This is a genomic window from Plantibacter sp. CFBP 8798, from assembly GCF_014841195.1.
Classification (GTDB): domain Bacteria; phylum Actinomycetota; class Actinomycetes; order Actinomycetales; family Microbacteriaceae; genus Plantibacter; species Plantibacter auratus.
This window is the reverse complement of sequence record NZ_JACYTS010000002.1, coordinates 157,528-176,779: the sequence shown is the minus strand read 5'-3', so window position 1 is coordinate 176,779 and position 19,252 is coordinate 157,528. Positions and strand designations below refer to the sequence as shown.

The window sequence follows — 19,252 nt, the reverse complement described above, 5'->3', positions numbered from 1 at the left end:
CCATCCAGGATAGGCGCTTCACCACCCGGTAGCATGGCACCCCGTGACCACTCTCCTCCCTGCCGCAGTCCTCTGGGACATGGACGGCACCGTCGTCGACACCGAGCCCTACTGGATGGAGGCCGAGACCGAGCTGGTCGCGGCCCACGGTGGCACCTGGACCCATGAGGACGGCCTCCTGCTCGTCGGGAACGGCCTCTGGGACTCGGCCGCAGTGCTCCAAGGCCGCGGGGTCGCGATGGACGCGGACACGATCGTCGCCCACCTCACGGACCACGTGCGGCGCCTCATCCAGGAACGCGGCGTCCCGTTCCGTCCCGGGGCCCAGGAGCTGCTCCACGAGCTCCGGGAGGCCGGCGTGCCGACCGCACTCGTCACCATGTCGATCCGGTCCATGGCCGAGGACATCGCGAGCGGCATCCCGTTCGACGCGTTCGACCTCATCGTCGCCGGCGACGAGGTCGAACAGCCCAAGCCCCACCCGGACCCCTACCTGAGGGCCGCCGAGGCACTCGGTGTCGACCCGCGCGAGTGCATCGCGATCGAGGACTCCGCCACCGGTCTCGCGTCCGCGCTCGCGGCTGGGACCATCGCCGTGTCGGTCCCGCACATCGTGCCGATCCCCGAGGGCCCGCACCACACCACCTGGGACACCCTCGCCGGGCGCTCCGTCGCCGACCTCGCCGAGCTGCGCTCGACCGCGAGCGGCTCCACCCACCACCCCGAGACAGAGGCAGCACAGCGATGAGCGCGAACCACCAGCCGGCGAACAGCGGGCCCTTCCGCGAGGGCGACCGCGTCCAGCTGACCGGACCGAAGGGGCGGAAGAACACCATCACGCTGGAGGCCGGCAAGGTCTTCCACACGCACCGCGGGATGATCGAGCACACCACGATCATCGGCCTGCCGGACGGCAGCGTCGTCGCCAACACCGAGGGCATCGAGCACCTCGCGCTCCGGCCGCTGTTGGTCGACTTCGTGATGTCGATGCCTCGCGGTGCCGCCATCATCTACCCGAAGGACGCGGCCGAGATCATCGGCCAGGCGGACATCTTCCCCGGCGCGACGGTCGTCGAGGCCGGTGTCGGTTCCGGCGCGCTCTCCCTCTGGCTCCTCCGGGCCATCGGACCGTCGGGCAGGTTGGCCTCCTTCGAGCGTCGGGACGAGTTCGCCGACGTCGCCCGCGGCAACGTCGCGACCTTCTTCGGCTACGACCCGCAGAACTGGTCGGTCACGGTCGGCGACCTCCAGGAGACCCTGCCCGACACGATGCCCGCCGAATCCGTCGATCGCGTGGTGCTCGACATGCTCGCACCGTGGGAGTGCCTCGACGTCGCGTGGGAGGCGCTGAAGCCCGGTGGAGTGATCCTCTGCTACGTCGCCACCGTCACCCAGCTGTCCCGGGTCGCCGAGGCGATCCGCGGGACGGGCGGCTTCACGAACCCGCAGTCGAACGAGACGATGATGCGCGGGTGGCACGTCGAGGGACTCGCCGTGCGACCGGACCACCGGATGATCGGACACACGGGCTTCCTCATCACCGCGCGGAAGCTCGCACCCGGCACGGTCCTGCCCGAGCTGAAGCGACGCGCCTCGAAGAGCGACTTCAGCGCCGAGGACGTCGAGCTGTGGACACCGGGCGCCCTCGGGGAACGCTCCGCGAGCGCGAAGATCCTGCGGAAGCGTGCCAGGAGCGCCGGGGCGAGCGCCGAGCTCTCCCGGGCGCGGGGCCTCGACGGCGAGAGTGCGGGGCCCGACGGGTCGATCGAACCGTCCGCCGCTGAGCCGCCGCTCGGCGACGATCGTTGACCCCGGTTCACGTCGACTAAACTGTGCGACGGCGACCTGCCGTCCCACCCGTACCACCGAAACGAGGATCCGTGCGCACTGCACCAGCTCTCATCGCCGCAGCAGGCCTCCTGCTCGTCTCCCTCACCGGGTGCACCGCGCCGGGCTCGGCCTCGTGCGACACCGCGGCGTCCGCCGGCGACGCGACGAAGCTCATCAGCGTGTCGGGTGACTTCGGCGCCACCCCGAAGGTGGAGCTCCCGAAGCCGCTGTACACGAAGACGACGGAGCGCCAGGTCGTGATCCAGGGCGACGGTCAGCAGGTCTCGGCCGACGGCACCGTCAACCTCAACCTGATGCTCCTCAACGGACGCACGGGCGACGTCCTGCAGCAGACGGACTTCAACGGGCCCGCGAGCACCCTCATCGCCCTGTCCGGAAGCCTCCCCGGCTTCGCGAAGGCGTTCGCCTGCACGACGGTCGGATCCCGTGTCGTCGCGGCGATCTCACCCGAGGACGCGTTCGGCCCGAGCGGTGGCAGCGAGGCGAACGGCATCAAGAAGGACGACGCGATCATCCTCGTCGCCGACATCCAGGGTGCGGCGCTGCCCAAGGCCGACGGTGCCGAGCGCCCGATCCCGTCAGGGTTCCCCTCCGTCGTGACCGCTCCGAGTGGTCAGCCCGGCATCACCATCCCGGCGGCCCCAGCACCGACCGAGACGAAGCACACCCTGTCCCGCGTCGGCGACGGTGCCACGGTCAAGGCCGGCGACCAGGTCATCGTCAACTACACCGGCGTGCTGTGGGATCAGAAGAGCGTCTTCGACAGCAGCTGGGAGAAGGGCCAGCCCCTCGTCTTCCAGGCCGACGGCGGTCAGATGATCAAGGCCTTCAACGACGCGGTCGTCGGCCAGCAGGTCGGCTCGCAGATCATCCTCGTGGTGGCGCCGAAGGACGGCTACGGCGAGCAGGGTTCGGGCAGCGTCCCGGCCGGCGCCACGCTCGTGTTCGTCATCGACGTGCTCGGCACGCAGCGCGCGGCGCAGTAACCGACACGCCTCGGATACGGCCCGTCCCACGCCCGCGTCGCGGGTGGGGGACGGGCCGTCCGTCGGTAGACTGGACCGGTGTCCTCAGCCCGCGAGTCCCCGAAGCCGGTCCCGGTGGAGGAGCGACTCTTCAGCCTCGTGCTCGCGCTCCTCGCCACGCAGACCGGCCTGACGAAGAACGAGATCCTGTCGACCGTCCAGGGGTACCGCCAGCAGTATTCGAGTGGCGGTGGCAACGCCAGCCTCGAGCGACAGTTCGAGCGCGACAAGGACAACATCCGCGAACTCGGCGTCCCGCTCGAGACGATCGAGCAGCCGGGTGAACCCGGCAACAACCAGTCGATGCGCTATCGGATCCCGAAGGGCGCCTACGAGCTCCCCACCGACGTCCGGTTCACCCCGGCGGAGCTGTCACTGCTGTCGCTCGCAGCCACCGTTTGGCGTGAGGGGTCGCTCTCCGGCCAGTCGCAGCGCGCGATGACGAAGTTGCGGTCGCTCGGCATCGAGCCCGACGAACCGATCATCGGATACGCGCCGAGACTCCGCACCCGGGAGGCCTCGTTCGAACCGCTCGACGCGGCCCTCGAACGTCGGTCCGTGGTCGCCTTCCCCTACCTGAAGCCCGGCGAGGCGCGGCCACGCGTCCGCACCGTCGCACCGTTGGCGCTCGTCCAGCACGAGGGTCGCTGGCACCTCTACGCGACCGACCGGACGGTGGACGAGCCCCGGACGTTCCTCCTGTCGCGGATCGTCGGTCCGGTCAAGCCGACGGGGGAGTCGTTCCCCGCCGACGACCGCGACCACGCCGCCGACGCGATCGACGGCCTGCGCCGCGTGTCCTCGTCGCAACGCGCCCTCGTCCGTGTCCGGCCCGGGACCGACGCCGCGGCCCGCCTCGGCAACCGCTACGGCGTCAGCGACACGGAGCGCACGGAACTCACCATCCCGTACCTCGACCACCACATCCTCGCCGACGAGCTCGCCGGGTTCGGCCCGGAGGTCGTCGTCCTCGACCCTCCGGCGCTCGTCGAGGCCGTGGCGTCCAGACTCGAGCTGGTCGTCGCCCGCCACCGCGCGACCGACGACGCACCCCACCCCGAGGAGACCGCCCGTGGCTAAGCGACCGGCGGCGCCCCGCGCCCAGGACAAGCTGATCTTCCTCCTCTCGCTCGTGCCGTACCTCATCGACCGCGAGCGGGTCACGGTCGACGAGGCCGCGCGGCACTTCGGTCTGTCCCCGCGCCAGATCCGAGAAGCGGTCGAGCTCTTGACGGTGTCCGGCGTGCCGGGCGACACCCGGCAGTACCTCGCCGGCGACCTCTTCGACATCGACTGGGGCAGCTTCGAGGAGGACGACGAGATCGTCCTCACCCACCGGGTCGCCCTCGACGACAGTCCTCGCTTCTCAGCCCGCGAGGCCTCCGCCCTCATTGCCGGCCTACAGTCGCTCCAGCGCCTTCCCGAGTTCGTCGACAGCGACGTCATCGGCGGCGTGATGGCGAAGCTCGCCCGCGGGGCGTCGTCCGCACCGGGCCAGCTCGCGGTCACCGAGTCCTACTCAGCACACGCGGTCGGTATCATCCGGTCGGCTCTGGCCGCCGGCCACAGCGTCGCGTTCGACTACGTCGACGCGAGTGGGGCGACCGAGGCGAGACTGGTGGACCCGCTGCGTCTCGAGTCCCAGGATCAGGACTGGTATCTCTACGGGTGGTGCCACCTGCGCGAGGCGACGCGTCGCTTCCGTCTCGATCGGATGACCGAGCTGCGGGAGACCGACGCCGAGGTCGTGTTCCGCGAAGCGGACGTCGTCGTCCCGACCGCGTTGTTCGAGCCGAGCGACTCCGACCGCAATGTCACCGTGCTCGTCCGACGCTCGGTCCTGCCGCTCATCGACGACTACGTGGTCGCCGTCGACAGCGCGCCAGGCAGCTCCGCAGCCCGCGAGGACAGCGACGCCGAGGTGACCGCGACCCTACGCCTCGCGCACCATCACGGCCTCAAACGACTGGTCGCCGCACACCCCGGGCTCATCACCGTGCTCGGCCCGGCGGACGCACGCGACGCGGTCGCCGATTGGGCGGCCGCCGGTCTCGCGCAGTACCGCACGACATCCGCGAGCTGACTCCCGAGACTCCCGGCAGCAGAGCGGGAGATGCAGGGTAGAGTGAGTGGACCTCGACCTCGAAGATCAGGAACGAAGACTATGTTCGGCAACGCATTCACCGGGTGGCACCTCGTCATCATCCTCCTCATCGTCCTGCTGCTGTTCGGAGCACCGAAGCTCCCGGGTCTCGCCCGCAGCGTCGGCCAGTCGATGCGGATCTTCAAGAGCGAGGTCAAGAGCATGCGCGACGACGAGCCCGCCTCGCCCGACGCGACGGGCACGGTTCCGCCCGCGAGTACGACGCCCGCCGACCCGACTCCGGCCGCGACGGCCCCGCAGAAGCCGACCGACCCGCCGGTCAAGCCGTAACCCTGAGGACCACCCGAGCCCGATGACGCCAGCACCTGGCCCCCGACGAGTGCGCCTCGAACACGCTGCTCAGGAACGGACGATGTCGCCGTGGCCCTGACCGAGAAGCGTCCCAAGAAACAGAACCGCGAAGGGCGGATGTCGCTCGGCGAGCACCTCGTCGAGTTGCGGAAGCGGCTGTTCTACTCCGCCATCGGTATCATCGTCGGCATGGTCGCGGGTTTCATCGCCTCCGAGTGGATCATCGAGGCGATGAGCGCCCCCATCCTCGTCATCGCCGACGATCGCGGGCAGGCGTTCCTGAACTTCACCAACGTCACGAGCGCGTTCGACCTGCGGATGAAGATCGCCCTCACCGCCGGCGTCGTCCTGTCCAGCCCGGTGTGGCTCTACCAGATCTGGGCGTTCCTCGTGCCCGGCCTGACGCGCAAGGAGCTGAAGTACGCGATCGGGTTCTTCGCGACCGCCGTGCCGCTGTTCCTCGCGGGCTGCTACGCGGGCTGGTTCGTGTTGCCGCACATCGTCGAGCTCATGCTCGGCTTCACCCCGACGGCGGCGGCCAACTTCCTCGACGCCACCACCTATTACGACTTCGTCCTGAAGCTGGTGCTCGCGGTCGGTGTCGCCTTCGTCCTGCCCGTGTTCCTCGTCCTGTTGAACTTCGTCGGCGTGCTCTCCGCAGCGGCGATCATCAAGGCGTGGCGGGTCGCGATCCTCGTCATCGTGCTCTTCACGGCCATCGCCACGCCTGCCGCCGACATCGTGTCGATGTTCGTCCTGGCGATCCCGATGGTCCTGTTGTACTTCGCGGCCTACGGCGTCGCCGTCCTCCACGACCGCAGTGCGGCCAAGCGGCAGCGACGCATCGACGCCGAACTCGGTAGCGCGGGGCTCGCATGAGCGACACCGCTTCCCCTGCCGAGCGGTATCGGGCAGCAGCGGTCCGGAACGCGACACCGAGGCTCCAGGAGTTCCGCGCGAGGCAGCGTTTCGACCTCGACGCGTTCCAACTCGAGGCGTGCGAGCGGATCGAGAACGGCAGCAGTGTCCTCGTCGCAGCACCGACGGGTGCCGGCAAGACCATCGTCGCCGAGTTCGCGATCGCGCTGGCCATGCACGGCGACCGCGGCAAGGTCTTTTACACCACGCCGATGAAGGCGCTCAGCAACCAGAAGTTCCAGGAGCTCACCGCCGAGTACGGGTCCGAGCACGTCGGCCTGCTCACGGGCGACACGAACGTGAACGGCAACGCCCGCATCGTCGTCATGACGACCGAGGTCCTCCGCAACATGCTGTACGCGGACTCCGACGCGCTGACCGACCTCGCCTTCGTGATCATGGACGAGGTGCACTACCTGGCGGACCGGTTCCGCGGAGCGGTGTGGGAGGAGGTCATCATCCACCTCCCGCAGGCCGTCCGGATGGTGTCGCTGAGCGCGACCGTGTCGAATGCCGAAGAGTTCGGTGACTGGCTGCAGGCCGTCCGCGGCGACACCGCCGTGATCGTGTCCGAGGAGCGCCCGGTGCCCCTCACCCAGCACGTGCTGATGCGCAACAAACTCATCGACCTGTTCGCCGCGCCGAGCCTCGCCGACACCCATCAGGTCAACCCGGAGCTCGTCCGCATGGCGCAGTTCGGTGGCCGTGCGCCAAACAGCCGTCAATACAAGGACGTCAGCCGCTACAACCAGCGCCGAGCCCCGCATCGGGCCGAGAAGCTCGACCGTGGGCATTTCGTCCAGATGCTCGACGACCATCACCTGCTCCCTGCGATCTTCTTCGTCTTCAGCCGTGTCGGGTGCGACCAGGCCGTCAAGCAGGTCCTCCGTTCCGGCATCAGGCTGACCGAGGCGCACGAACGCGACGAGATCCGCCAGATCGTCGACGAGCACTGCCGGACCCTCCTCGACGAGGACCTCGCCGTCCTCGGCTACTGGGAGTGGCTCGACGGTCTGGAGCGGGGCGTCGCCGCCCACCACGCCGGTCTCCTGCCGGCGTTCAAGGAGGTCGTCGAGGAGCTCTTCCGGCGGAAGCTCGTGAAGGTCGTCTTCGCGACCGAGACCCTCGCGCTCGGCATCAACATGCCGGCCAGGACGGTCGTCCTCGAGAAGCTCGAGAAGTTCAACGGTGAGGCACGCGTCCCGATCACCCCGGGGGAGTACACCCAGATCACCGGGCGTGCCGGACGCCGCGGCATCGACGTCGAGGGCCACGCCGTGATCCAGTGGACCGAGGGGCTGCACCCGCAGTCCGTCGCCTCGCTGGCCTCCCGACGCACCTACCCGCTCAACTCCAGCTTCCGCCCGACCTACAACATGGCGGTCAACCTGATCGACCAGTTCGGCCGTCAACGCACCCGTCAGATCCTCGAGTCGTCCTTCGCGCAGTTCCAGGCGGACCGAGCCGTCGTCGGGATCGCCCGGAAGGTACGCGAGCAGGAGTCGTCGCTCGCCGGCTACGAGAAGTCCATGGCCTGCCACCTCGGGAACTTCGTCGAGTACGCGGGCATTCGCCGTGAGCTCACGGACCTCGAACGCAAGGGCGAACCGAACGGCTCGCGCGCGTCGAAGGACCGTCGCCAACGCAAGCTCGCCGAACTCCGCAAGCGGATGCGGGCTCATGCCTGCCACGTCTGCCCGCACCGCGAGGACCACGCTCGCTGGGCGGAACGATGGTTCAAGCTCAAGAAGCAGACCGACCAGCTGCGGCAGCAGATCCAGACGCGGACGGGCGCGGTCGCGCGTGTGTTCGACCGGGTCGTCGACGTGCTGCTCGAATACGAGTACCTGGCACGCGATGAGCACGGCGCGGTCGTCGTCGCGGCTCCCGGACGCACCTTGAAGCGCATCTACGGAGAACGGGACCTCCTCGTGGCGGAATGCCTGCGGACCGGTGCCTGGAACGACCTCGATGCCGCATCCCTCGCGGCGATGGCCGCCGCGATCGTGTACGAACCACGGCGTGAGGAGCAGAACACCCCGGAGCGCTTCCTGCCCCGCGGCCCGTTCCGCTCCGCGCTCGAACGGACGCAGGACCTCTGGAGTCGGCTCGACGACAGCGAACGGGAGCACCGCCTCCCGGGGAGCAACCCGATCTCGACCGGTCTCTCCCTCGCGATGCACCAGTGGGCCAAGGGTGCGAACCTCGACACGGTGCTCATCGAGGCGGAACTCGCCGCCGGCGACTTCGTGCGGTGGTGCAAGCAGACCATCGACCTGCTCGATCAGCTCCGCGTCGTCGACGGACCGGTGGGCCGTCATTCGCGTGAGGCGCTGGACTCGATCCGACGCGGCATCGTCGCGTACAGCTCGCTGTGAGGTCCCCGCACCGTCGGAGCCACCGGCTCCGACCGATCGACGCGCTGGTCGACCGTCGTCCGCCGCTCCCGCTCTGGCTCGCGGCCGTCGTGGCCATCGCCGCCGGCCCGGTTCTCGACGCCGGCTTCCCGGACCGCGGTGTCTGGCCCCTGACGTTCGTCGGCATCGCCCTCGTCCTCCTCACCCTCATGGGGCGCAGCGTCGGCGGTGCGCTCCTCGTCGGCTTCCTGGCGGGGGAGTCGTTCTACCTCATCCACATCGAGTGGGCGACCGCCTACCTGGGTCCCGTCCCGTGGGCGGCACTGTCGACACTCGAGGCCATCTTCTTCGCGCTCGGGGCCGTGCTCATCACCCTGGCGTACCGCTGGGCGCCGCGGGCCTTCCCCGGGATCGGGGGACGCGTCTGGTTGACCGCCGCGGTCGTCGCCGCCCTGTGGACCGCGCGCGAGACGCTCGTGAGCACCTGGCCATACGGCGGATTCCCGTGGGCGAGGATGGCGCTCAGCCAGTCCGAGAGCCCGTTCGCACCGCTCGTCGCCTGGGTCGGGTTCTCGGGGCTGTCGTTCCTCATGGTGCTGCTCGTGGCACTCGCCCTGCAGCTCGCCGCGACCGCGGAGCTCCCGACGGTCAGCCGGGTCGGGACCGCGGTCCTCGCGGTCATCGCGGTGCTCGTCGTGCCGGCATGGCCGACGGCGACGACCGGGAGCATGCGGGTGGCTGCCATCCAGGGCAACGGCCCCGCCGGCTACTTCGATGCCGCAGCACCCGGCACCGTCATGCAGACGCAGATCGACGAGACGCTGCAGGTGCTCGACGCGGACGTCGACGTCGTGGTCTGGCCCGAGGGCAGCGCAGACCTCGACCCACAGCGGGTTCCCCAGTCGGCTGCGGCCCTCGACGCGTTGAGCCGTCGCATGGACGCACCGTTCGTCGTCGGTGCGATCTCCCAACGCGGCGACCGCTACTACAACTCGTCACTCCTCTGGGACGCCTCGGACGGCGTCCGCGACGTCTACGACAAGAAGCACCCGGTCCCGTTCGGTGAATACGTCCCGGACCGGAAGTTCTGGGAGCCGTTCGCACCCGACCTCATCGGCCTCATCCAGCGCGAGTACACCCCGGGTACGAAGGACAACGTCTTCGACATCGACGGCGTGCTCGCGGGGATCAGCATCTGCTTCGACATCGCCGACGACCAGCTCACCCGAGACGCGGTGGCCGGCGGCGCGCGCATCGTGTTCGCCCAGACCAACAACGCGGACTTCGGGCAGACGGACGAGAATCAACAGCAGCTGGCCATCGCTCGACTCCGGGCGATCGAGTCGGCACGATCGGTCGTGAACATCTCGACCGTGGGGACCAGTCAGATCATCGGCCCAGACGGCTCGACGATCGACAGCATCCCGGCTTTCCGTCCCGGGTCGATGGTCTCCGAGGTGCCGCTGACGGACACGGTCACGCCGTCGATGGCATTCGGCCACCAGCTCGAGACGTTCATCGGTGGCATGGGACTCGCCTCGCTGGTCCTCGCCGGGTTCGCCGCCGGGCCCCGGCGCGTCTCGAACCGTCCCCGGACATGACGATCGGCTGATCCGATACCGGATCAGCCGATCGAGGGGAGGCCTGTCAAGCGCTCGGTGTCACGCGCTCTTCTGCTGGCCGCGACGGGCGCGGAGATACGAGAGCCGCTCTTCGAGCAGCTCCTCGAGCTCATCGCGCGAGCGGCGCTCGAGCAGCATGTCCCAGTGGCTGCGGGGCGTCTTCACGTCACCGCGGTCGACGACGACGGGCTTCGAGTCGACGAGGAGGACGGCCTCCGCACCGCAGTGCCGGCACTCCCACAGTTCGGGGACTTCCGCATCGGCGGCGAAGGTCATGGTGGTCTCGCGCTCGCAACTCTGACACCGGTAGATGTGGTTGCTCCGCGCCGAGAATATGACGCCCTCTTCCGTTTGTAGACTCTGGGCGCCCAGGCGCATTCCGCGCAAACTGCGATCTGCCATTGTGTGGTCTCCTCTCGCTCGGCATCCACAGTTATAAACCCACAAGCTGGGTAAACTGTTCCGTTCACCCATCCGGCTCTCAGCTCCTGCCCAGCTGCGGAGATGCCAGGTGTGGCGAGCCGACCCGTCAGCGCGAGCGGACCAGCTCGAGCGCGAGATCGCAACGGTCGGTGACGAGGCCGTCGACGCCGAGATCCAGCAGGCGTCGCATGTCGGCGGGGTCGTTGACCGTCCACACGTGCACCTCGATGCCGAGGGCGTGCATCTGTGTGAGGAGACGCTTCGTCACGACGGGCACGCCGCGGAACCGTTCGGGCACCTGGAGCGCCTGGACACCGCCGAGCGACCGGCGGAGTGCTCCGCGGAGCCCGAGGGCGGCTGCGGGGAGGACGCGGAGCAGGATCCGGGCCGACGCGGATGAGGCCACGGAGTCGGCACCGGCCTCCAGTCCCACGGCCCGCACGATCGCGGAACGTCTGCCCTCGTCGAAGGAGGTGACGAGCACCCGATCGGCGGCACCGGCGCCGACGATCGCCGCAGCCGCCGGCGCGGCCGCTGCCGCGGCCTTGATGTCGAGGTTGAAGCGTGCCCCGGGGAACTCGGCCAGCGCCTGGGACAACGTCGGGATGCGATCGCCGCCGAGGTCGATCCGCTGGAGTTCCGCGAGTTCGAGGTCGGCGATCGGTCTCGGATCGCCCGTGATGCGGCGCAGGGACGGGTCGTGGAAGAGGACGGCGTGTCCGTCGCGCGTGCAGTGCGCATCGGTCTCGACGTACTCGGCGCCGGCAGCCAGGGCACGACGGAAGGACGACAGCGTGTTCTCGGGGACCCCCGGCCCGGCCAGCCCTCGATGGGCGAGGACCCGAGGACGGGCCGGACGGAAGTAGGGGAGGACCGCTGTCGTCACCGCGTGCTCAGCCCTCGGGCTGGACGGGGGTCGTCGGCGCCGGTGGCGTCTGGGGCGACGAGGCCGGCGCGGTGGTGAAGGAGGGCGCCTGCGCAGCTGCGGCCGCCGCCCGTGCCGTGGCCGCAGGGTCGCGGGTGTTCCCCGGCCCGAAGGCGGAGCCGATGCCCTTGAGCGCCTCGGTCAGTTCGCTCGGGATGACCCAGAGCTTGTTCGCCTGGCCTTCCGCGAGCTTCGGGAGCATCTGCAGGTACTGGTAGCCCAGGAGCTTCTCGTCGGGGTCGCCGTCGTGGATGGCCTTGAACACCGTCTGGATGGCGGACGCCTCACCCTGAGCACGGAGCACGGCTGCCTGGGCATCACCCTCGGCGCGGAGGATCTCGGCCTGCCGCGCACCCTCGGCCGTCAGGATCGCCGACTGCTTGGTTCCCTCAGCGGTGAGGATGAGTGCACGACGGTCGCGCTCGGCCCGCATCTGCTTCTCCATGGAGTCCTGGATGGAGAGCGGCGGGTCGATCGCCTTGAGCTCGACGCGTCCGACGCGGATGCCCCACTTACCGGTCGCCTCGTCGAGCACGATGCGGAGCTTGCTGTTGATCTCGTCGCGGCTCGTCAGCGCCTCCTCGAGGTTCAGCCCACCGACGACGTTTCGGAGCGTCGTCGTGGTCAGCTGCTCGACGGCTCCCAGGTAGTTCGCGATCTCGTACGTCGCGGCTCGCGCGTCGGTCACCTGGAAGTAGACGACCGTGTCGATCGAGACGACGAGGTTGTCCTCGGTGATCACCGGCTGCGGCGGGAAGGAGACGACGGTCTCGCGCAGATCGATGAGCGGCCGCAACCGGTCGATGAACGGGATGAGCAGGTTCAGACCCGGCAAGAGGGTCTTGTGGTACTTGCCGAGCCGCTCGACCACACCGGCGCTCGCCTGCGGGATGATGCGGATGGATCGGAACAGCACCACCAGCACGAAGATGACGACGATGGCCGCGATCACCCAGCCGATGATCGCTCCTGATGAGATGTCGTTCACGACTACTCCTTCTGCTCGCCCAGCGGTGCCGGGTGGGTTGGGACGGGGACGACGACGGCGGTGGCACCGTCGACGACGGACAGGACGATGCGCGTGCCGGGCTCGAGGGACGACGCGGGGGAGTCGTGCGGGGTCCTGGCGGTCCAGACCTCGCCGTTGCCGAGCTTCACCTGTCCACCGTGCGGGGTCACCGTCGAGAGCACGAGCCCCGGCATGCCGAGGAGCGCGTCGACGTTGCTCTTCGCCGGGTCCGCGCCGCGTTGCAGCGCTCGGAGCAGCGGCGGCCTGACGGCCAACAGGAGCAGGAGGGCGGCAGCGGCTGCGATGAGCAGCTGGAGCCACCACGGAGCGCCGAGGAGGCCGGAGAGCAGCCCGACGGTACCGCCGAGCGCGAGCATGAGGAAGGTGAACTCGAGCGACAGGATCTCGATGATGACGAACACGAGGATCAGGACCAACCAGGCGATCCAGGCGTACTCGGTGATGACGTCCATGGTGCGGATTCCTCCCGGATCGGCTCTCGCGTCTGCCGCCTCGCAGTCCGGGGGAGCGCGAGACGGTGCGCCGGTAGGTTTCAACGCTATCAGCTGGGTGGACCGCCGAACCGGATCCGTCTGCCGGTTGTTGGTAAGGTCGTTGGCTGGAACCAGCCGCCGATGAGCGGCCCCAGATCTGAAGGAGCCCTCACGTGACGAACCCCCTGGCCGCCGGATCACTCTCCGGGAAGAACGTCCTCGTGACGGGCTCGTCCCGCGGCATCGGTGCCGACACCATCCGGTACTTCGCCGGTGCCGGCGCCGACGTCGTGATCAACTACCGGAACAAGGAGGCTCGCGCCGTCAAGCTCGCCGACGAAGTGCGAGCCCTCGGTGTGCAAGCCCTGGTGGTCGGAGCCGACCTCACCGACCCCACCTCGGTCGCCGCCATGTTCGCGACCACGAAGGCCGAACTCGGCGACCTCGACGTCCTGGTGCTGAACGCCTCCGGAGGGATGGAGAGCGGCATGGCCGAGGACTACGCCATGCAGCTCAACCGGGACGCACAGGTGAGCGTCGTCGAACACGCCCTCCCGCTGCTCCGCCCCGGCTCGCGGATCGTGTTCGTCACGAGCCACCAGGCGCACTTCATCCGGACCACGCCGACGATGCCCGAGTACGTCCCGGTCGCGACGTCCAAGCGTGCAGGCGAGGACGCGCTCCGCGCCAAGCAGGACCAGTTCGACGCGGCCGGTGTCGAGTTCGTGGTCGTCTCAGGCGACATGATCGAGGGGACCATCACCGCGACCCTCCTCGAACGCGCCAACCCCGGTGCGATCAGCTCCCGCAAGGAGTCGGCCGGTCGTCTCTACAACGTGGGTGAGTTCGCGGCCGAGGTCGCCTCGGCCGCCGTGGACCCGATCCCCGAGGACCACACCCGCTACGTGGGGGACACGAGCGACTTCATCGCCGAGTAGTCGACGATCCTGACACGACGACGAACGCCCGGTCCTTCGAGGGACCGGGCGTTCGTCGTCCTGCCACCAGGTGTCAGCCGGCGAGACCGGCCCGCTTCACCTGCTTGCCGAAGGTGATCGCCTGGATGATCTCGACGACGCCGGCCGCGATGAGGAAGAACGCGGTGACGAGCAGAAGGGTCACGGCGGCGAGCAGCGGGTTCGCGAGGACGAACACGCCTGCGACGACGCTGATGACGCCGTAGAGGATCGTGATCCACCGCGACACGTCGGGTGCCGAGTCGAACAGCGAGGCCACGCCCTCGACGATCCAGGAGACACCGATCACGAAGACGAGCGCGCCGATGCCGAGCAGCGGATCGATGAAGATGTAGACGCCGGCGGCCAGCAGCAGCACACCGAACACGATCGTGAGGACCCGCCAGAGTCCGCCGTGCTCCCGAGCGACGACGCCACGCGTGATGCGGGCGATCCCGGCGACCAGGAAGTAGACGGCGAAGATCCACGCGACGGCGACCAGCGAGGCCTTCGGCGCGACCAGCAGGAAGACACCCAAGAGGATCGTGAGGATCCCACCGACGGCGAAGGCCCATCGGACACCGGAGATCTGGCTCGCGGTCAGCTTGGCGGAGTTCAGCGTGTAGGTGGTGGTGGATGATTCGGACATGGTCGGCTCCTGACGGTGGACAGTGCGGCGCTCCCGAGCAGACCGGGTGCGTTCCACCAGTGTGACGCATTCACACAGGTGTTTCACAGCATGACCTTTCATGTCGCGCGGGTCCAGTGCCGATCGAGGCGAGACGCCGACGATGACGACGGATACGCTGATCGCCATGAGCGAGACGCCGATGCACACCAGGGCCGCCGACAGCCACGACGTCATCCGGGTCAGGGGCGCCCGCGAGCACAATCTGCGCGACGTCGACGTCGACCTCCCGAAGCGCCGCCTCACCGTGTTCACCGGTGTGTCCGGTTCGGGGAAGAGCTCACTCGTCTTCGGGACGATCGCCGCCGAGTCGCAGCGGATGATCAACGAGACCTACAGCGCGTTCGTCCAGGGCTTCATGCCGTCGCAGGCGCGGCCCGACGTCGACGTGCTCGAGGGACTCACCACGGCGATCATCGTCGACCAGGAGCGGATGGGCGCGAACTCACGTTCGACGGTGGGCACGGCGACGGACGCGAACACCATGCTGCGCATCCTCTTCAGTCGTATCGGAGACCCGTCCATCGGGTCTCCGCAGGCCTTCTCCTTCAACGTCGCCTCGATCAGCGGCGCCGGAGCGGTGACCATCGAGCGCGGGGGACAGAGCACGAAGGAACGGCGGAGCTTCTCGATCACCGGCGGCATGTGCCCTCGGTGCGAGGGGATGGGGACCGTGAACGACATCGACCGTTCCCAGCTCTACGACGCCACGAAGTCGCTCAACCAGGGTGCACTCACGATCCCCGGCTACACACCCGACGGCTGGGGCGTGCGGATCTTCACCGGATCCGGATTCCTCGACGCGGACAAGCCCATCCAGGACTACACGGAGCGGGAGCTCCACGACTTCCTCCACAAGGAGCCGGTGAAGGTCAAGGTCGGCGACATCAACATGACCTACGAGGGCCTGATCCCGAAGGTGCAGAAGTCGTTCCTCTCGAAGGACCGTGAGGCGATGCAGCCGCACATCCGCGCATTCGTCGACCGCGCCGTCACCTTCACCACGTGTCCGGCGTGTGAGGGGACCCGCCTGAGCGAGGGCGCACGGAGTTCGCGCATCGCCGGTCGGAACATCGCCGAACTGTGCGCGATGCAGATCAGCGACCTCGCGGCGTGGACCCGGGCGCTCGACGCACCGTCGGTGCGCCCACTCCTGACGGTCCTCCAGGAGACGCTGGACTCCTTCGTCGCCATCGGTTTGGGGTACCTGTCCCTCGACCGCACGACTGGCACCCTCTCTGGTGGGGAGGCGCAGCGGACGAAGATGATCCGCCATCTGGGGTCGTCGCTCACCGACGTGACCTACGTGTTCGACGAGCCGACCGTCGGACTGCACCCGCATGACATCCAGCGGATGAACGAACTGCTCCTGCGGCTCCGCGACAAGGGGAACACCGTCCTCGTGGTGGAGCACAAGCCGGAGACGATCACGATCGCCGACCACGTCGTCGACCTCGGCCCCGGAGCCGGGACCGGCGGGGGACAGGTGACGTTCCAGGGGAGTGTGGACGGTCTCCGAGCGAGCGACACCCTCACCGGGCGCCACTTCGACGACCGCGCCGCGCTCAAGTCGGCGTTGCGTCGACCGACCGGTGTCATCGAGATCCGCGGCGCCGACCGGCACAACCTGCAGGCCGTCGACGTCGACGTGCCGCTCGGCGTCCTCGTGGTCGTCACGGGTGTCGCCGGCTCGGGCAAGAGCTCCCTCATCCACGGCTCGGTCGCCGGGCGTGCCGGTGTGGTGACGGTCGACCAGAGCCCGATCCGCGGCTCGCGTCGCAGCAACCCGGCGACGTACACGGGTCTGCTCGAGCCCATCCGCAAGGCGTTCGCAAAGGCCAACGGGGTCAAGCCGGCGCTGTTCAGCTCGAACTCGGCGGGTGCATGCCCGAACTGCAACGGCGCCGGGGTCGTCTTCACCGATCTCGGCGTCATGGCGAGCGTCTCGACCGTCTGCGAGGTGTGCGAGGGTCGCCGGTTCGATGCTTCCGTTCTGGAATATCAGTTGGGGGAGCGTGACATCAGCGAGGTGCTCGCGATGTCGGTGACGGAGGCCGAGGCCTTCTTCGCCGACGGGCCGGCCCGGACGCCAGCCGCGCACCTCATCCTGGCGCGACTCGCCGACGTCGGGCTCGGCTACGTCAGCCTCGGACAGCCATTGACGACCCTGTCAGGAGGCGAACGACAGCGACTCAAACTGGCGACGCAGATGGCCGACTCGGGCGAGGTCTACATCCTGGACGAGCCGACGACGGGCCTGCACCTCGCCGACGTGGAGAACCTGCTCGGGCTCCTGGACCGGTTGGTGGACTCCGGCAAGTCGGTCATCGTCATCGAGCATCATCAGGCGGTCATGGCGCATGCGGACTGGATCATCGACCTCGGACCCGGCGCAGGTCACGACGGCGGACGTCTGGTGTTCACCGGGACGCCCGCAGCGCTCGTCGCCGATCGCTCGACGCTGACCGGAGAACATCTCGCTCGGTACATCGGCTCCTGACGCGCCCCGGTCGTCGCCGCGATCCTCAGGTCGGTGATGCAGGTCGACGTGACCCGATCCGACCCCGCTCGCGGCGGGCTAAAAAGAGCCGATAATGCACATTATGTCAACTCATCTGAATCTGCCCCGCCCCGCGGCTCGGGTTCGGAGGTCCTGGCCCAGGATCACCGCGTGGACCCGGTCGCGGAGGTGCAACTTGGCGAAGATCCGGTTGACGTGCGTCTTGACCGTGGACGGCGACAGGTGGAGTGCGTCGGAGATCTCACGATTCGACAGCCCGGCGACGATGCATCCGAACACGTCGAGCTCGCGCGGGCTGAGCGGGTCCAGCGGGTGGGCTGTCCCACCTGCTCCCCCGTGCTCGCGCGACCGTCCACCGGAGGCATAGTGCTCGATGAGTCGCTTCGTGATCCTGGGTTCGACGACGGCATCACCGGCATGGATCGTCCGAACAGCCTCCTGCAACCGGTCTGGTGGGGTGCTCTTCAGCAGGAAGGCGCTGGCGCCGGCGTCGAGGCCCCCGAACGCGTACTCGTCGATGTCGAAGGTGGTGAGGATGAGGACGCGTGTGGCCGGGTGGACCGTGGTGATGATCCTGGTCGCTTCGACACCTCCCATCCCGGGCATCCGCACATCCATGAGGACGACGTCCGGTCGCAGTTCCCGTGCACGCCGAATCGCCTCCTCACCCGTCGCCGCCTCCCCTACGACCTCGATGTCCGGCGCGGACTCCAGGGTCAGCGCGCTGCCCACCCGGACGAGTTCCTGGTCGTCCACCACCAGCACGTTGATGATCGAGGGACTGGTCGTGCTCACGTCGCTGCTCCTCGGTCGATGTGCAGCGTCGCGCTCGTCGACCAGCCCCCGCCCGCGCAGGGCCCTGCTTCGCTCGTGCCGCCGTACGCCGCGGCTCGAGCGGCGATACCCGGAAGCCCCTGCCCACTCCCCTGGCTCGGAGCTCGAGTTCGGTGGGTGTCGATGCGGCCGTCGTCGGTGACCCGCACCGCGACGGTGCCGGGCGCCACGTCGATGCCGACCTCGACCCGCGTGGGGTCGACGGCGTACCGCAACACGTTGGTGAGCGACTCCTGGACGATCCGGTACACCGTCGTCACCAGAGCGGGCTGCTCCGGCATGGCCCCGCCGGAACGGGTGAGTGTGACGGGCATGCCGGTGCTGCGGAAGACCTCGACGATCTCCTCCACGTCGGAGACGTTGTGTCCCGACCGGTGCAGACGCTGATCCAGCACCGCATCCCCCTCTCGGAGTACCTGCAGGACGCGGTTCATCTCGCCCAGCGCGCCGCGCCCGACACCACCCAGCTGCGCGAGCGCTCGTGCCGACCGCTCGGGGTGCCGTTCCCAGCCGCTGGACGCCCCGTCCGCGAGGGAGATCATCGTCGACAGCGAGTGGGCGACGACATCGTGCATCTCCGCGGCGATCCGCTGCCGCTCCACCACCCGCGCCGTGGTGAGTCGTTGGTTCACGAGTTGCGTGAGGGCCGCTCGTCGCTGCGTCACACCGCGGGCGGCGACACCTGCGGCTAGAGCGAGCAGCGCCAGCGGTTCCTGCAACGACGGGGCCTGGGACGACCCCGTCATGAGTAGACGGACGAGCAGTCCCGCCGCAGGGAGCCCCACGAGGACCGCATAGCCCGACAGAGCAGTTCTGGTGGGCAGCATGGCGGCTACCGTATACAGCGCGACGGCGGCGGGCAGCGTCACCGGTGCGACGGGGGCGGGCAGGAGCACACCCGCCGTGTTCGCGAGCGCGACGGCGACGAGGATCGCCCGCGGATACCGACGCCGCCACAACAGGAGCGCGCTCGAGAGGATCACCAACGGCAACCCCGGCCAGAGCGATTGCGCACCCGGCAGGACCAGCCCGAGCGCCTGGACCAGGAGACAGGTCACAGCGACCAGTGCGTCGACCACACGCTGGTGGGCGCTGAACCAGCGCAGCACGCGTGTGCCGAGGACACGGTCGACCTCCGCGGCGTCCACGACCGGCCGGATCGCACTCATACCCT

Annotated in this window: 18 protein-coding genes; 11 read left to right on the top strand and 7 right to left on the bottom strand. The window is 68.8% G+C overall.

The annotated features are described in order from the left end of the window. Positions 1–43 precede the first annotated feature (43 nt). The 9 genes from IFU30_RS07935 to lnt all read left to right on the top strand — a co-directional run bounded on the left by IFU30_RS07935 (position 44) and on the right by lnt (position 10,207). Complete coding sequence (locus IFU30_RS07935; RefSeq protein ID WP_236555462.1) at positions 44–748, top strand: HAD family hydrolase; 705 nt, start codon at positions 44–46, stop codon at positions 746–748. After that, positions 745–1,809 (top strand): tRNA (adenine-N1)-methyltransferase, encoded by a 1,065-nt coding sequence (locus IFU30_RS07930; protein WP_192004882.1) that lies wholly within the window; start codon positions 745–747, stop codon positions 1,807–1,809. The genes IFU30_RS07935 and IFU30_RS07930 overlap by 4 nt, the downstream gene beginning before the upstream one ends. 71 nt (positions 1,810–1,880) lie before the next feature. Next, positions 1,881–2,837 carry an FKBP-type peptidyl-prolyl cis-trans isomerase gene (locus tag IFU30_RS07925; RefSeq protein WP_124769380.1) on the top strand — a complete coding sequence of 319 codons (957 nt, stop codon included), beginning with the start codon at positions 1,881–1,883 and terminating at the stop codon, positions 2,835–2,837. 78 nt (positions 2,838–2,915) lie between these two features. Beyond that, a complete protein-coding gene (locus IFU30_RS07920) occupies positions 2,916–3,956 on the top strand; it encodes a helix-turn-helix transcriptional regulator (protein WP_079705985.1) in 1,041 nt (346 codons plus the stop codon). Continuing rightward, a complete protein-coding gene (locus IFU30_RS07915; protein WP_192004881.1) occupies positions 3,949–4,959 on the top strand; it encodes a WYL domain-containing protein in 1,011 nt (336 codons plus the stop codon). The genes IFU30_RS07920 and IFU30_RS07915 overlap by 8 nt, the downstream gene beginning before the upstream one ends. Positions 4,960–5,040: 81 nt before the next feature. Continuing rightward, positions 5,041–5,310 (top strand): Sec-independent protein translocase subunit TatA, encoded by a 270-nt coding sequence (tatA, locus tag IFU30_RS07910; RefSeq protein WP_079705987.1) that lies wholly within the window; start codon positions 5,041–5,043, stop codon positions 5,308–5,310. A gap of 138 nt (positions 5,311–5,448) precedes the next feature. After that, the gene (tatC, locus tag IFU30_RS07905; RefSeq protein WP_071260381.1) at positions 5,449–6,210 is read left to right on the top strand and encodes a twin-arginine translocase subunit TatC; all 762 of its coding nucleotides are present in this window, start codon (positions 5,449–5,451) and stop codon (positions 6,208–6,210) included. Next, positions 6,207–8,627 carry a DEAD/DEAH box helicase gene (locus IFU30_RS07900; protein WP_079705988.1) on the top strand — a complete coding sequence of 807 codons (2,421 nt, stop codon included), beginning with the start codon at positions 6,207–6,209 and terminating at the stop codon, positions 8,625–8,627. The genes tatC and IFU30_RS07900 overlap by 4 nt, the downstream gene beginning before the upstream one ends. After that, positions 8,624–10,207 carry an apolipoprotein N-acyltransferase gene (gene lnt, locus IFU30_RS07895; protein ID WP_342450827.1) on the top strand — a complete coding sequence of 528 codons (1,584 nt, stop codon included), beginning with the start codon at positions 8,624–8,626 and terminating at the stop codon, positions 10,205–10,207. The genes IFU30_RS07900 and lnt overlap by 4 nt, the downstream gene beginning before the upstream one ends. A 60-nt stretch (positions 10,208–10,267) precedes the next feature. On the opposite strand, the gene IFU30_RS07890 is transcribed toward lnt, so the two are convergent. The 4 genes from IFU30_RS07890 to IFU30_RS07875 form a co-directional block, all read right to left on the bottom strand. Beyond that, positions 10,268–10,630, bottom strand: coding sequence for an RNA polymerase-binding protein RbpA (locus IFU30_RS07890; protein ID WP_064296965.1), 363 nt, complete (start codon positions 10,628–10,630; stop codon positions 10,268–10,270). A gap of 127 nt (positions 10,631–10,757) precedes the next feature. Then, positions 10,758–11,537 (bottom strand): glycerophosphodiester phosphodiesterase family protein, encoded by a 780-nt coding sequence (locus tag IFU30_RS07885; protein WP_192004880.1) that lies wholly within the window; start codon positions 11,535–11,537, stop codon positions 10,758–10,760. 7 nt (positions 11,538–11,544) lie between these two features. Beyond that, positions 11,545–12,564: an SPFH domain-containing protein gene (locus IFU30_RS07880; RefSeq protein WP_085510939.1), complete on the bottom strand. Its 1,020-nt coding sequence runs from the start codon at positions 12,562–12,564 to the stop codon at positions 11,545–11,547. Positions 12,565–12,566: 2 nt separating this feature from the next. Next, positions 12,567–13,058, bottom strand: coding sequence for an NfeD family protein (locus tag IFU30_RS07875; protein ID WP_064296968.1), 492 nt, complete (start codon positions 13,056–13,058; stop codon positions 12,567–12,569). 194 nt (positions 13,059–13,252) lie between these two features. On the opposite strand from IFU30_RS07875, the gene IFU30_RS07870 reads away from it, so the two are divergent. Then, positions 13,253–14,017, top strand: coding sequence for an SDR family oxidoreductase (locus IFU30_RS07870; protein WP_192004879.1), 765 nt, complete (start codon positions 13,253–13,255; stop codon positions 14,015–14,017). Positions 14,018–14,090: 73 nt separating this feature from the next. On the opposite strand, the gene IFU30_RS07865 is transcribed toward IFU30_RS07870, so the two are convergent. Beyond that, positions 14,091–14,684 carry an HdeD family acid-resistance protein gene (locus IFU30_RS07865; RefSeq protein ID WP_164486949.1) on the bottom strand — a complete coding sequence of 198 codons (594 nt, stop codon included), beginning with the start codon at positions 14,682–14,684 and terminating at the stop codon, positions 14,091–14,093. 166 nt (positions 14,685–14,850) lie between these two features. Between IFU30_RS07865 and IFU30_RS07860 the strand changes: the two genes are divergently transcribed. Further along, positions 14,851–17,223 (top strand): ATP-binding cassette domain-containing protein, encoded by a 2,373-nt coding sequence (locus IFU30_RS07860; protein ID WP_192004878.1) that lies wholly within the window; start codon positions 14,851–14,853, stop codon positions 17,221–17,223. Positions 17,224–17,334: 111 nt separating this feature from the next. Here IFU30_RS07860 and IFU30_RS07855 read toward each other — a convergent pair whose 3' ends face one another. Beyond that, on the bottom strand, positions 17,335–18,039 hold the full coding sequence (locus IFU30_RS07855; RefSeq protein ID WP_342450826.1) for a response regulator transcription factor: 705 nt from the start codon (positions 18,037–18,039) through the stop codon (positions 17,335–17,337). Then, positions 18,036–19,247, bottom strand: coding sequence for a sensor histidine kinase (locus IFU30_RS07850; RefSeq protein ID WP_192004877.1), 1,212 nt, complete (start codon positions 19,245–19,247; stop codon positions 18,036–18,038). Before IFU30_RS07850 ends, IFU30_RS07855 begins: the two co-directional genes overlap by 4 nt. Between the last annotated feature and the right edge of the window lie 5 nt (positions 19,248–19,252).